Origin of the sequence: Streptomyces poriticola (assembly GCF_036689765.1) — a bacterium.
In the GTDB taxonomy this organism is placed as follows: Bacteria; Actinomycetota; Actinomycetes; order Streptomycetales; family Streptomycetaceae; genus Streptomyces; species Streptomyces poriticola.
Window position 1 is genome coordinate 25,517 of record NZ_JBAGKH010000031.1, and the last position, 13,828, is coordinate 39,344.

Genomic DNA, 13,828 nt, shown 5'->3' on the forward strand with positions numbered 1-13,828 from the left:
CGTACGGTGCCCGCAGAGCCGTACGGCGGCCAAGGCACGCACGAGGAGAAACAGCCGATGTCAGACAGCTCCACCCTGCCGCCCGTGCGGCTGTATCCCGAAGCGGAGCTGGCCCGGGACGCCCTGTCCACCCCGCTGCTCTCCCGCGCCGCCCGGCTCGCCCGCTGGGCCGGACCGGACACCCGCGTCGACGCGGGCGGCCAGCTCGTCGACGACCAGCTCCCGGCCGCCGCCGAGGAGCTCGGCCTCACCGGCGAGGACGCCACCGCGTACGCGAGCGAGGCCTGGAGCGTCGCGGTGGACGCCGGGCTCGTCGAGATCACCGACGAGGAGCAGGGCACCGTGGCCGCGGGCGAGGACCTCGCCCTGCTCACCGGCGGCTCCCCGCAGGACGTGCTCGGCGTGTGGCTCGCCGCCCTGGAGACGGTGCTCGCCGACGCGAGCGCCCCCGACCTCGGCGGCCTGGTCGACGCGATGGCCGGGGCCGACGGCGAACTCGACCTGTCCTCCCTCGACTGGGACCCCGAGGCCGAGGCGGAGTTCCTCGACGGCGTGCTCGGCAACCTGTACCTGATCACCGTCGGTGAGGGCGGCCCCGGCGACACCCCGGTGCCGCTGCCCGCGCTCGCCGCCTCCGTGCTCGTCCCCGACGACATGGACGAGCCCACAGACGACGTACTGGAGCAGGTCTCCGACGCCATGGTGCGGCTCGACGACCAGTTCCGGCTGCTGGAGCCGATCGGCCTGGTCGCCTACCAGCCGGTCGACGAGGCCCTGCTCGCCGACACCGGCGACGACCCCGCGGCGACCGTCGAGGACACCGACGTCTCCCGCTACGGCATGGTGCGGCTCACCCCGCTCGGCCGCTACGGCATGCGGGCCCGGCTCCAGGAGGCCGGATTCACCGCACCCGCGGTCGGGGACCTGGCCGGCAAGGACGCCGACGCGCTGCTCGACGGCACCGCCGCCTTCCCGTCGGCGGCGGCCCACGCCGAGACCGAGCACTGGCTGGCCGGCCGCGAGCCGCTCGCCGCCGCCCGGGACCTGCTGGCCGCGGCCCGCGGCTCCGACGCCGGGGCACCGCTGCGCCGGCTGCGCTGCCAGCAGGCGCTGTCCCTGGTCGGCGCCGAGGCCGAGCCCGCGCTGCGCGAGGTCCTCGACGACGCCGAGCTGGGCGGACTGGCCCGCGTCTGGCTCACCGAGCACGGCGCCGCCGACGTCCCCGCCCCGCCGGAGGCCATGGTCTTCTGGCTGACCGTCGACACCGTCGCCGCGCAGCTCGCCGCCGAGGGCAACTCCGAGGAGCTGCGCGCCCTGGTGGAGGGCCTGGCGCAGCAGCACAGCGGCTTCTTCGACACCGCCTGGCGGGTCGACCACCCGGCCACCGCGGACGTCCTGGAGGCGATGGGCCGGCTCCACCCGGACAAGAAGGTTGCCAAGGAGGCCCGCAAGGCGGCGTTCAAGGCGCGCTCGCAGCACGGGAGTCAGTGACCGGGGCCGGGAAGCCGGGCGGCCGGATTCACGCAAGCGGGCCCGGCGTCGTCGACCGCCGTTCAACTGGAGTTCAGCGGGGGGCGGGACGGTATCGCGGACCCGAGGTCCGGCACCCTCCACGGCACGCCCACCGTCACAGGAGACACCATGTCGCTCACCCGCAGGGACTTCGCCAGACGATCCGCGCTCTCCGGCGCCGGTGTCGCACTGGCGGGAAGCGTCGGCGCCCTCGCCTCCGCCCCCCACGCGCTGGCCTCCACGGACACCGAGAGCGTGGGGGAGGAGCGCGACCACGACCGCTGCGGCATCGGCTACGGGCCGCTCCTGCCCGACCCGGACGGCATCGTCGCCCTGCCCGCGGGCTTCTCGTACCGCATCCTCACCCACTGCGGCAGGACGCGGCTGGAGTCCGGCGAGTTCACCCCCGCGGAGCACGACGGTACCGCCGCCTTCGACGGCCCGCGCGGCACCACCCTGCTGGTCAACAACCACGAGATGGACGGCCCCCGTTCCGAGGCCGAGTTCCCGGTCCCGCTCGCCGACGGCCTCGTCTACGACCCCGCGGCCCCCGGCGGCTGCACCGTCGTCGAGGTCCGCCCCGACGGCCGGGTCGCCGAGTGGGTCGGCATCGCCGGCACCGCCAACAACTGCGCGGGCGGCTCCACTCCCTGGGGCACCTGGCTGACCTGCGAGGAGAACGCCGACCGGGCCGACGAGAACGGCATGACCAAGGATCACGGCTATGTCTTCGAGGTAGACCCCTGCGACCGGCGCGCCAACCGCGACCCCGAACCGCTGAAGTTCTTCGGCCGATTCGAGCACGAGGCCGTCGTCATCGACCCCCGGCGCGGCCACGCCTACCTCACCGAGGACGCCGACGAACCCAACGGCCTGTTCTACCGCTGGACCCCGCCCCGCCACTTCGCGTACGGCCACCGCAGTCTCCGTGGCCTCGCCGACGACGCCGGTGTCCTCCAGGCGCCCCGGTGCTTCGACTCCGGCGGCCGGTACGTCGACGACCTCTCCCGCGCCACCCGGACCGGCACCGTCTACGGCGTCGACTGGATCGACGTCCCCGACCGGGACGCCCGGACCGTCGCGATCCGCGAGCAGTTCGGCCCCGGCGAGGTCACCCGCGCCCGCAAGCTGGAGGGCATGTGGTGGGGCGACGGCGGCGCCTACCTCGTCTCCTCCTACGCCCGCGAGGACGACAGCCCCGGCCGCCCGCACGACGGCCAGGTCTGGTTCTACGACCCCCGGCGCCGCACCCTCACCCTCAAGGTCCTCCTCGGCGTCAACCCCGACCCGTCGAAGGACGGGCACTACGACGGCCCGGACAACATCACCGTCTCGCCGTACGGCGGCCTCGTCATCGCCGAGGACGGCGAGGGCGTCCAACACCTGTTCGGCGCCACCGACAGCGGACGCACCTACCCCATCGCCCGCAACGAGCTGAACCTCGGCACCGAGGAGGAGCCCGAGTACAGCGAGTTCACCGGCGTCACCTTCTCCCCCGACGGCCGCACCCTGTACGCCAACATCCAGGAGCCCGGCATCATGCTCGCCATCACCGGACCGTGGAAGCGGCAGCGGCGCCGCTGAACGTAATTCGCTCGCCCGTTCCCGGGCCGCCCTCCTACAGTGATGAACGTCCAGGTGCGCAGGCAGGACCTACTTCCACTGATAATGGGGCGGTCGCGGGTTCGAGTCCCGCCGCCGGCACAACGCGCCGGTGTAGCTCAGGGGTCAGAGCACCTTGTCGGTCCGCCGATCTGAACTCTGGACAGTGAACGTCGTGTGCACCTCCCGGTGCGCAGGCAGCGGCTACTTCTCTTTCACAGAATCCGGGCCGCCGCCGACTTGATCTCGGGAGGCGCAGCGCCCGGTGGATGTCCGGTACGCAGACGCGGACCCGGGCGTCTTCCCGCTGCCGCGCCTCCCTCCGGAGAATTCGGGGGAATTCACCATGGCGCGTTTCAACACCAGGGCCGCGAAGGCCCGGCCGACCTCGCGCGTGACGTCCACGGGCCGGGTGCTGCGCACCTACGAGGGCGGCCGGGGCCGCGAGCGGGACACCCGCTCCGAGCTCTTCCTGCTCGCCGTGTCCGACTTCGTGACGCAGCAGACCTTCTACGAGTCCGGTGACGACCGCGACGACCGCTTCGCCCGGCTGGTCCGCGAGCTCGCGGTGAGCGACCCGGCGTGGACGGCGGGCCTGCTCGGCTGGCTGCGCGGCGCGGGCCGTCTGCGCACCGCCTCGATCGTGGGCGCCGCCGAGTACGTCAAGGCCCGCCTCGACGCCGGCGCCACCGACGGCCCGGCCAACCGGCAGGTCGTCGACTCCGTCCTGCAGCGTCCCGACGAGCCCGGCGAACTGCTCGGCTACTGGACGGCGGCCTACGGGCGCGCCGTGCCCAAGCCGGTCAAGCGGGGCGTCGCCGACGCCGTGCGGCGCCTGTACCATGCCCGGTCGCTGCTGAAGTACGACACCGCCTCCAAGGGCTACCGCTTCGGCGACATCCTCAACCTGGTGCACGCGGCACCGGACCCGGACAAGCCCTGGCAGGGCGAGCTGTTCCGGTACGCCCTCGACCGCCGGCACCACCCGGAGACGGCGGTGCCGCCGGCCTCCGACCGGGTCCTGACCGCGCACCGCGAGCTGATGGCGGTGCCCGTGGCGGAGCGCCGGGCGGTCGTCACGGCACCCGGCGGCGCCGAGCGGCTCGCGGCGGCCGGGATCACCTGGGAGATGCTGGCGGGCTGGCTGCAGGGGCCGATGGACAAGGCGGCCTGGGAGGCGGTGATCCCGTCCATGGGGACGATGGCGCTCCTGCGCAATCTGCGGAATTTCGACGAGGCCGGTGTCGGCGACGAGGCGGCGGAGCAGGTCGCGGCGCGGATCAGTGACCCGGCGGAGGTGGCGCGCTCGCGGCAGTTCCCGTTCCGGTACCTCGCCGCGTACCGGCATGCGCCGTCGCTGCGCTGGTCGTACCCGCTGGAGCGGGCGCTCGGCCACTCGCTGGCCCAGGTGCCCGCGCTGCCCGGCCGGACGCTGGTCCTGGTGGACCGCTCGGGCTCGATGTTCTACGCGCGGCTCTCGGACCGCTCGGAGCTCACCCGGGCCGACGCGGCGGCGATCTTCGGTACGGCGCTTGCGCTGCGCGCGGCCGAGGCGGATCTGGTGGAGTTCGGGACGTCGAGCGGCCGGGTGCGGTTCCGGCGCGGGGAGTCGGTGCTGAAGGTCCTGGGACGCTTCGGCGACCTGGGCGGCACCGACACCACCGAGGCCGTCCGGCGGCACTACCGGGGCCATGACCGGGTGCTGATCGTCACCGACGAGCAGTACGCGTACAGCCGCCACGGCGACCCGACCGAGCAGGTCCCCGCGGACGTGCCGGTCTACACCTGGAACCTGGCCGGGCACCGCGCGGGCCACGGGGTGTCGGGCACGGGGAACCGGCACACCTTCGGCGGTCTCTCCGACGCCGCCTTCCGCATGGTCCCGCTGCTGGAGCGGGCGCGGGACGCGGACTGGCCCTGGGCAGGCTGAGCGGTGCGGCCCGCACCCCCGTCGCGGGGTGCGGGCCGCCGCCCCGCGGTCACAGGGCCTGGGCGGCCGGCTTGACCATCCCGCGGACCGTGCGGGACTTGACGAAGCTGCCCATGGCGGTCATCTCCCACTCGCCGGAGAACTGGCGGATGAGCTTCGCCATCAGCACGCCGGTCTGCGGCTCGGCGCCGGTGAGGTCGAACCGGACCAGTTCCTCGCCGGTGGCGCCGTCCAGGAGGCGGCAGTAGGCCTTGGCGACCTCGGTGAACTTCTGGCCGGAGAAGGAGTTGACGGTGAAGACCAGGCCGGTCACCTCCTGCGGGAGACGGCCGAGGTCGACGGTGATCACCTCGTCGTCGCCACCGCCCTCGCCGGTGAGGTTGTCACCGGAGTGGCGGATGGCGCCGCCCACGATCTGGAGCTTGCCGAAGTAGCAGCTGTCGATGTGGTTGCGCTGCGGACCGTAGGCGATCACGGAGGCGTCCAGGTCGATGTCCTTGCCGCGGAAGGCCGGCTCCCAGCCGAGGCCCATCTGCACCGAGGACAGCACCGGCCGACCGCCCTTGACCAGGGAGACGGTCTGGTTCTTCTGCAGGCTGACCCGGCCCTTGTCCAGGTTGATCTTCCCGGCGCCCGGCGCGGCCGCGGGGGCCGGAGGGACGGCAGGCGGGGTGGCAGGAGAGGCGGGCGCCGTGGCGGGCGGGGCGGCGGGCGGCTGCGGCGGGGCCGTGGGCTGGGCCGGGGCGGCCGGCTGTGCGGGGGCGGCCGGCTCCTCCACCGAGACGCCGAAGTCCGTGGCGATGCCGGCCAGGCCGTTGGCGTACCCCTGGCCGACCGCGCGGGCCTTCCACGCGCCGTTGCGCAGATAGATCTCCACGATCACCAGGGCCGTCTCGGAGCCGAGCTGCGGGGGCGTGAAAGTGGCCAGCACGCTGCTGTCGTCGGCGCTGCGGATGGTGGCGGTCGGTTCGATGCCCTGGAAGGTCTGGCCGGCGGCGTCCGGGCTGGCGGTGACGACGATCTTCTCGATACCCGGCGGCACGGCGGCGGTGTCGACCGTGATCGCGTCGGGTGCGGCACCGCCGCCGGAGCGGTAGGTGACACCCGGGCCGGCGGGCTGGTTGTAGAAGATGAAGTCGTCGTCGGAGCGCACCTTGCCGTCGGCGGTGAGCAGCAGGCCCGATACGTCGAGCCGCACCGGAGCGGCGACGTCCACCGTCACACGGGCGGTGGAGAGGGGGATGTTCGAGCCGGGGGTCATAGCTGTCATGCCCGGTGAACGAGCGAAGGCGTTTTACCGTTCCCTTACCCGGCGGCCAATCGGGTCGGCCTCACTCCGGCACCACCACGATCTTGCGGCCCACGCCTGCCGCGAACTGCTCCAGGGCCTCCGGGTAGCGGTCCAGGGGGACGCGGTCGCTGATGAAGACGTCCGGGTCCAGCACCCCGCCCGCGAAGAGCTCCGCCGCGCGTTCGTAACTGTGCAGCACCGCCATGGAGCCGGTGATGGTGATCTCCTGGTTGTAGATGCGGTACGGGTCGATCGTCACCCGCGTCGCGTAGTCGGCCACGCCGAACTGCAGGAAGGTGCCGGCCTTGGCCACCCGGCCCAGGCCGTCCTGGATCGCCGCGGCGTTGCCGGTGGCGTCGATCACCAGGTCCCAGCCCTGCGGGCGGTCCAGTTCGTCGGCGTTGGCGGCGGACGCCGAGACGCCCAGGCCGCGGGCGGTCTCCAGCCGGACCGGGTTGACGTCGACCACGTCGATGCTGGCCGCGCCGGTGCGCTTGGCCAGTTCCAGCATCATCAGACCCATCGTCCCGGAGCCGTAGATCAGTACGTGGGCGCCGAGGCGGGACTGCAGGACGTCGTAGCCGCGGACCGCGCAGGACAGCGGTTCGATCAGGGCGGCGTCCTGGGTGCGGACGTGGTCGGGCAGCCTGACGCAGTTCGCCACCGGGGCCACCGCGTACTGGGCCGCGCCGCCGGCCGTGGTGACGCCGATGGCCGCCCAGCGCTCGCAGAGGTTGTTGTGGCCGGTGCGGCAGTGGCGGCACTCGTAGCAGTAGAGGGACGGGTCCACGGCCACGCGGTCGCCGGGGGCCACCTCGGTGACCTGGGTGCCGACCCCGACCACCTCGCCCGCGAACTCATGGCCCGGGACGACGGGCAGCTTCGGTGCGAACTCGCCCTGCAGGATGTGCAGGTCGGTGCCGCACAGGCCGCACGCCGCCACCTGGACGACCACCTCGCGCGGCCCGGGGGTGGGGTCCGGCACCTCGGTGACGACGGCCCGGCCCACGGACTCGATGACGGCGGCCTTCATTTCACGGCTCCCAACGACAGGCCCTGGACCAGCTTGTCCTGGGCGGCGAACCCCGCGGCGAGCACCGGCAGGGAGATGACGAGCGACGCGGCGCACACCTTGGCCAGGAACAGGCCCTGGCTGGTGATGAAGCCGGTCAGGAAGACGGGGGCGGTCTCGGCGACGACGCCGGTCAGCACGCGGGCGAAGAGCAGTTCGTTCCAGCTGAAGATGAAGCAGATCAGGGCCGTTGCCGCGATGCCGGGGAGGGCGATCGGCGCCACCACCCGCCACAGGATCGTCGGCAGCTTCGCACCGTCGATCTGCGCCGCCTCGATGATCGCGACCGGCACCTCGGAGAGGAAGGACTGCATCATCCAGACCGCGATCGGCAGGTTCATCGCCGTGTAGAGCACGACCAGCGCCCAGACGTTGTCCAGGAGACCGGTGTTCTTGGCGAACAGGTAGATCGGCAGCAGGCCGGCCACCAGCGGCAGCATCTTGGTGGAGAGGAAGAAGAACAGGACGTCTGTCCATTTCTTCACCGGCCGGATGGACAGCGCATAGGCGGCCGGCAGGGCGAGGGCCAGAGTCAGCAGGGTGGAGGCCACCGAGGCGGTCATGGAGTTGATCAGGGCGGGCCAGGGGCTGGCGCCGCCGCCCACGCCGAAGAACTCGCGGTAGCTGTCCAGGGTGAGCGAGGCGGCAAGGGAGGGCGGGTTGGTCGCGGCGTCCGCCTCGGAGTGGAAGGACGTCAGAGCCATCCAGAGGATCGGCAGCACGAAGGCGATGCCCGCCAGCCAGGCGGTCACACCCAGGGCGGTGCCCTGGAAACGGCATCGTGAGCGGAGCCTTCGGGGGCGTGCGGCGGTCGTGGCGACGGTCATCAGCGGGACACCTCCGCACGGAACAGGGACGACACCACGCGGAGCGCGAAGGTCGCGAGGACGAGCGAGCCGATGACCACGAGGACGCCGGCCGCGGAGGCGACGCCGTTCTCGTGCGCCTGGTAGAAGGTCTGGTAGATGGTGTACGGCAGGTTCGCCGTGCCCAGGCCGCCGGAGGTGATGGTGTAGACCGCGTCGAAGTTCTGCACGATGTAGATCGCCCCGAGCAGCACGCTGAGCTCGATGTAGCGGCGCATGTGGGGCAGCGTGATGTGGACGAACACCTGCCATTCGTTCGCGCCGTCCATCCTGGCCGCCTCGATCAGCTCCGAGTCACGGCTCTGCAGACCGGCGAGCAGGATCAGCGTCATGAACGGGGTCCATTGCCAGATCAGCGACGCCTCGACCGCCACCAGCGGCATCTCGGAGATCCAGTCCGGCTGGACCGCCCCGTCCCCGCCGATCCAGTGCAGGACGCCGTTGAACAGGCCGTACTCGGGGTTGAACAGCACATGCTTCCACAGCAGCGCCGAGGCGATCGGAACCAGCAGGAAGGGCGCGATGAGCATGGTGCGCACGGCGGCCCGGCCCCGGAAGCGGCGGTTCAGCAGCAGCGCGAGGATCAGCCCGAGCACCAGGCTCACCAGCACGACCGTGACGGTCAGCAGGACGGTCGTCCACACCGACCGCCGCAGCTCGGGTGTGCTGAGCACCTCCGAGTAGTTGCCGAAGCCGGTGAAGTGGCGGTCGTCCGGGTACAGCGCGTTCCAGTCGAAGAAGGAGATCACCAGGGTCGCGACGAAGGGCAGCTGCGTCACGACGATCATGAAGATCAGCGCCGGCAGCAGTGGCGCCCGGGTGGCCCACGCGCGCATGCGGTTCGGCGGCCGGGTCGCCGGCCGCACGGGGGCGGCGACCCGGGTGGGACGAGTCGTGGTGGCCATGACTACTGGTACTTCTTCCCGACGGCTTCGGCGAGCTTCTGAGCCTTGCTCAGGGCGCTGTCCACGGACTGCCGGCCCGCGATGGCGGAGCTGATCTCCTGGGAGACCTTGGTGCCCAGATCGGTGAACTCGGGAATGCCGACGAACTGGATGCCGGGCGCGGGACGGGGCTGCACGCCCGGGTCCTCCGGCCTGGCCTCGGCGATGGCGTCCCGGGTGACGTCCGCGAAGGCGGCGGCCTGCTCGCGGTATTGCGGAATGTCGTAGGTGGAGGCCCGCTTGCCGGCCGGCACGTTGGCCCAGCCGATCGACTCGCCGACGAGCCGCTCGTAGTCCTTGCCGGACGCCCACGAGATGAACTTCCAGGCGTTCTCGGCGTTCTCGGAGGCCTTCTGGATGCCCCAGGCCCAGGTGTAGAGCCAGCCGGCGTTCTCGGTCTTCTCCACCGGGGCCGGGACGTAGCCGATCTTGCCCTTGACCGGGGAGTCGCTCGCCTCCAGAGAGCCGGCTCCGGCGGTGGCGTCGTACCACATGGCCGTCTTGCCCTGGGTCATGTTGTTCAGGCACTCGGCGTAGCCCGCCTGGGCGGCGCCGGCCTCGCCGTGCTCGCGCACCAGGTCGACGTAGAACTGCGTGGCCTCCTTGAACTCCTCGGAGTCCAGCCGCGCCTTCCAGTCCTTGTCGAACCAGGTGCCGCCGAAGGTGTTGACCACGGTGGTCAGCGGTGCCATGACCTCGCCCCAGCCGGGCAGGCCGCGCAGGCAGATGCCCTTCATGCCGGACTCGGCGCCGTCCACCTCGGCGGCGAGGGCGGCGACCTCTTTCCAGGTGGGTTTGTCGGGCATCGTCAGGCCGGCGTTCTCGAAGACGTCCTTGCGGTACATCAGGAAGGAGGACTCGCCGTAGAACGGCTCGCCGTAGAGCTTGCCGTCCTCGCCGGTCAGGGCCTGCGTCATCGAGGGGAGGACGTCGTCCTGATCGAAGGCGGGATCCCCGGCGACGTACGAGTCAAGATCGTGCAGCCAGCCGTTCCCGGCGTAGATCGGTATCTCGTAGTTGCTGAGAGTGGCGACGTCGTACTGGCCGGCCTGGTTGGCGAAGTCCTGGCTGATCTTGTCTCTGACGTCGTTCTCCGGCAGGACGGTGAAGTTGACCTCGATGCCGGTGTCCTTGGTGAAGTTGTCGGCGGTGAGCTTCTGCAGCTCGACCATCTGCGGGTTGTTCACCATCAGGACGTTGACGGAGGGGCCGCCGGACGATCCGGACCCGCCGGCCCCCGAGCAGGCGGCGAGGGGAGTGATCAGCGTCCCTGCGGCGGCCACGACCATGAGGGAGCGTGACGCTCGTCGGCTCTGGGTTCGCATGAGGTACTCCTGAGAATTTCGGGTGCAAAGTGGGATGAATCGATCGAGGAGAGGGCGCTCTGCCGGGTGAGTCGGTCGGCCTTTCGAGCCGTAGAGCCTTCGGGCGCGGATGAGGCCGGCCCGGACCTCAGACGCGGATGACCTGTGGACCCAGCAGGGAGTAGCGGTGGGCCTCGGCGGTCGGTAGCTGGGTACTGGTGACGATCGCCTCCAGGGCGCCGATCTCGGCGAACCGGCAGAAGCTGACCGCCCCGAACTTGGTGTGCACACCGGCGAAGACCGTGCGGCGCGCCGCCCGGACGGCCTGTGTCTTGACCTCGCTGACCGCCGGGTCGGGGGTGGTCAGGCCGTGTTCGCGGGAGATGCCGTTGGCGCCGATGTAGGCGAGGTCGACGACGAATCCGGCCAGCATCTTCGTCGTCCAGTGGTCGACGGTGGCCAGCGTGCCCGAGCGGACCCGGCCGCCGAGCAGCAGCACGGAGTGGTCGCCGGATCCGGCGAGTGCGCCGGCGACCGGCAGCGAGGCGGTGACCACGGTCAGCGGCCGGCCCTTGGGGAGCGCCTCGGCGATGAGCTGCGGGGTGAAGCCCTCGTCGACGAAGACCGTCTCCGCGTCCCCGAGCAGGTCGACCGCCGCGGCGGCGATCCGGCGCTTCTCGGGCACATGGCTGGTGGCGCGGAAGGCGAGGTCCGTCTCGAACCCGGCGCTCTCCACGGGGTAGGCGCCGCCGTGGGTGCGGCGGACCAGGCCGTGGTCCTCCAGAGCGCGCAGATCGCGCCGTACGGTCTCCCTGGCGACGCCGAGGTCGGCCGCGAGCGCGGTGACATCGACCGAGCCGGTGGCGCGCGCGACCCGGACGATCTCCCGCTGGCGCTCTTCCGCCGCCCTCGATCCCATGCCGCTCTGCCTTCCGCGTACCTGCCCGTTCGGGCCCGGGTCGGGCCCATGGGGGAAGTTCTACAGCGGGGGAGCGGCGCTCACCAGGTCTGTTGCCAAGTCGATGCTGCCCGTTTGGGCCCGTTTCAACGGACGGTTGACCGCCTCGGACCTGGGGCGCAGTGCGGCGGGAGGTGAGATCGGGCAGCTGTGGTGCCCGAATGGGGCGGGAGCGAGCCCGTTCGCTGCCCGTACGCCGCCAGTCGGCGACGGGTTCCGGTCAATGTGGCCGGATCGGCGGGTCGGTCACGAAGTGCCCGCCGAGCCTGGTGTGCGCCGGGTTCCCCGGGTCCAGTTCTCCCTGTTCGGCGACGAGCCGCGCGGCGTACTCCTCGGAGTCGTCCTGCGGCTCGTAGCCGAGCGCCCGCGCGGAGGACAGGTCCCACCACAGCCGGGTGTTGGCCGAGGAGCCGTACACCACGGTGTGGCCGACGTTCTCGGCGGTCAGGGCGGCGTGCAGCAGCCGGGCGCCGTCGGCGGGGCTCAGCCACAGCGACAGCATGCGCACGCTGGTCGGTGCGGGGAAGCAGGCGCCGATGCGGACGGAGACGGTCTCCAGGCCGTGTTTGTCCCAATAGAGCTGGGCGAGGTCCTCACCGAAGGCCTTGGACAGGCCGTAGAAGGTGTCCGGGCGGTGCGGGGTGCCGACCGGGATCGGCGGATCGCCGTCGAGCGGGCGCGGGACACAGCCGACGGCGTGGTTGGAGGAGGCGAAGACGATGCGCCGTACGCCCTCCTCGCGGGCTGCCTCGTAGAGACGGTACGTGCCCTCGATGTTCGCCCGGAGGATCTGCTCGAACGGGGCCTCCTGGGCGATGCCCGCGAGGTGCACCACCGCGGTGGTGCCGCGGACCGCCTCGCGCACCGCCGCCCGGTCGGCGAGGTCCGCGGTGATCGCGTCCGGCTCACCCGGGATCGGGCGCAGGTCGAACAGGCGCAGCTCGTGACCGAATGCGGGGAGCAGGTTCCGCATCAGGGTGCCTACCCCGCCCGCGGCGCCGGTGAGAAGAATGGTCATATACGCGGACACGCTAGGAAGACGGGTGGTGCGCGTCAAGCACCCCGGCCGGGCGCCGTGCGAGCGGCACCAGCGCCCCCAGCAGCGCCACGGCGACGCAGGGCAGCAGCCGCAGGCCGGCCGGGTCCACCAGCGCCGGCCCCGGCCGCAAGTCCGAGCACGTTCGGAGTGAACACCAGGGTGTTGGCGGTGGCCGTGACCCGGCCCAGCAGCGGCGCCGGCGTCTCGCGCTGCACCGTGGTCAGCACCGCGATCAGCACCGCGGGCAGCCCCGCGCCGATCGCCGCGCTGCACGCCGGCGCCACCGCCTCCGACGGCACCGCACGCACCGCCACCCCCACGGCCGACAGCACGATCCCGCACGCCGCGAACCGCCGCCCGCCCAGCCGCCGCAGCCCCGGACCGGCCAGCAGCCCGACCGCCACCGACCCGGCGCCCTGGACGGCGTACAGCACACCGGCGTACGAGGGAGGCCGGCCCAGGGCGTCGGCCACCGCGTAGACCGCGGCACCGCCGGCACCCGCGCAGAGCATCGTCAGACCGCCCGCGAGGATCAGCGGACGCAGGCTGGGGTGCGCCCAGAGGAACCGGGTGCCCTCGGCCGTGCGTGCCCGCCGGCCGGCGGTGGGCCGCTCCGGCCGCTCCTCGCGGACCCGTACCGCCGAGTACACCCCCGCCGCCGGCACGAACGTCGCGGCGTCGAGCAGCGCCACGCCCGCGCCGCCGTACGCCGCGTACGGGCCCGCTCCCGCCGGCGGCGCCAGCAGCTTCATGCCCTCGTTCGCGGTCATCCGCAGCCCGTTGAAGTCGCCGAGCAGCCGGGTGTCGACGGCGGTGGCGACCAGCGCCGACTCGGCCGCGTCCTGCACGACGCCCGCGCGCCGTGGCAGAACAGCACCGCGAACAGCAGCCACAGGCGGCCCGCGGAGTCCACGGCGAGGAGCACAAGCAGCAGTCCGGCCGTGAGCAGGTTCAGGGCGATCAGCAGCGGCTTGCGGCGGACCCGGTCGGCGAGCGTGCCCAGCGCCGGTCCGGCCGGGGCCGGCGCCCACAGCGCGAGCATGCTCGGCGCGGCCGGCCCGTCCGAGCCGGTGAGGTCCTTCACCCACATCCCGGAGGCCGGCCACAGCGCCGAGGTGCCGAAGCCGGAGACCACCGCCCCGGCGAGATACCGTCCCGCGCCGCGGTCGCGCAGCACGCGGACCACCGTCCACGTCGTCGTCATGCCCGGTCATCGTGGTGCTGAGAGGGGTACCCGCGGATCGGGCAGATGCCGTAGGGATCCGGCGGCGCGACCGATGACTTCTCCGGCCGCCCCCGGTCTACCTTCC

Annotated in this window: 10 protein-coding genes and 1 pseudogene; 3 read left to right on the plus strand and 8 right to left on the minus strand. The window is 72.3% G+C overall.

All coding sequences use genetic code 11. The annotated features are described in order from the left end of the window. The first annotated feature begins 57 nt into the window (after positions 1–57). The 3 genes from V5O46_RS26980 (at position 58) to V5O46_RS26990 (ending at position 5,044) form a co-directional block, all read left to right on the plus strand. Positions 58–1,491 carry a hypothetical protein gene (locus tag V5O46_RS26980; RefSeq protein WP_332887315.1) on the plus strand — a complete coding sequence of 478 codons (1,434 nt, stop codon included), beginning with the start codon at positions 58–60 and terminating at the stop codon, positions 1,489–1,491. Between the two features lie 150 nt (positions 1,492–1,641). Beyond that, complete coding sequence (locus V5O46_RS26985; RefSeq protein ID WP_332887316.1) at positions 1,642–3,096, plus strand: alkaline phosphatase PhoX; 1,455 nt, start codon at positions 1,642–1,644, stop codon at positions 3,094–3,096. A gap of 364 nt (positions 3,097–3,460) precedes the next feature. Beyond that, a complete protein-coding gene (locus tag V5O46_RS26990; protein WP_332887317.1) occupies positions 3,461–5,044 on the plus strand; it encodes a TROVE domain-containing protein in 1,584 nt (527 codons plus the stop codon). Between the two features lie 49 nt (positions 5,045–5,093). Here the strand turns inward: V5O46_RS26990 and V5O46_RS26995 are convergent, their stop codons facing one another. The 8 genes and pseudogenes from V5O46_RS26995 to V5O46_RS27030 all read right to left on the minus strand — a co-directional run bounded on the left by V5O46_RS26995 (position 5,094) and on the right by V5O46_RS27030 (position 13,722). Then, positions 5,094–6,305 carry a TerD family protein gene (locus V5O46_RS26995; protein WP_332887353.1) on the minus strand — a complete coding sequence of 404 codons (1,212 nt, stop codon included), beginning with the start codon at positions 6,303–6,305 and terminating at the stop codon, positions 5,094–5,096. Between the two features lie 70 nt (positions 6,306–6,375). Further along, positions 6,376–7,368, minus strand: a complete 993-nt coding sequence (locus tag V5O46_RS27000; protein ID WP_332887318.1) for a zinc-dependent alcohol dehydrogenase family protein — start codon at positions 7,366–7,368, stop codon at positions 6,376–6,378. Continuing rightward, on the minus strand, positions 7,365–8,234 hold the full coding sequence (locus tag V5O46_RS27005) for a carbohydrate ABC transporter permease (protein ID WP_332887319.1): 870 nt from the start codon (positions 8,232–8,234) through the stop codon (positions 7,365–7,367). The genes V5O46_RS27000 and V5O46_RS27005 overlap by 4 nt, the downstream gene beginning before the upstream one ends. Further along, positions 8,234–9,178 carry a carbohydrate ABC transporter permease gene (locus V5O46_RS27010; protein WP_332887320.1) on the minus strand — a complete coding sequence of 315 codons (945 nt, stop codon included), beginning with the start codon at positions 9,176–9,178 and terminating at the stop codon, positions 8,234–8,236. Before V5O46_RS27010 ends, V5O46_RS27005 begins: the two co-directional genes overlap by 1 nt. A gap of 2 nt (positions 9,179–9,180) precedes the next feature. Further along, positions 9,181–10,542: an ABC transporter substrate-binding protein gene (locus V5O46_RS27015; RefSeq protein WP_332887321.1), complete on the minus strand. Its 1,362-nt coding sequence runs from the start codon at positions 10,540–10,542 to the stop codon at positions 9,181–9,183. 127 nt (positions 10,543–10,669) lie between these two features. Continuing rightward, a complete protein-coding gene (locus V5O46_RS27020) occupies positions 10,670–11,440 on the minus strand; it encodes a DeoR/GlpR family DNA-binding transcription regulator (protein ID WP_332887322.1) in 771 nt (256 codons plus the stop codon). Positions 11,441–11,699: 259 nt separating this feature from the next. Continuing rightward, positions 11,700–12,497: an NAD-dependent epimerase/dehydratase family protein gene (locus tag V5O46_RS27025; RefSeq protein WP_408649067.1), complete on the minus strand. Its 798-nt coding sequence runs from the start codon at positions 12,495–12,497 to the stop codon at positions 11,700–11,702. Positions 12,498–12,510: 13 nt separating this feature from the next. Then, positions 12,511–13,722, minus strand: a pseudogene (locus V5O46_RS27030) (MFS transporter). Positions 13,723–13,828: the final 106 nt, after the last annotated feature.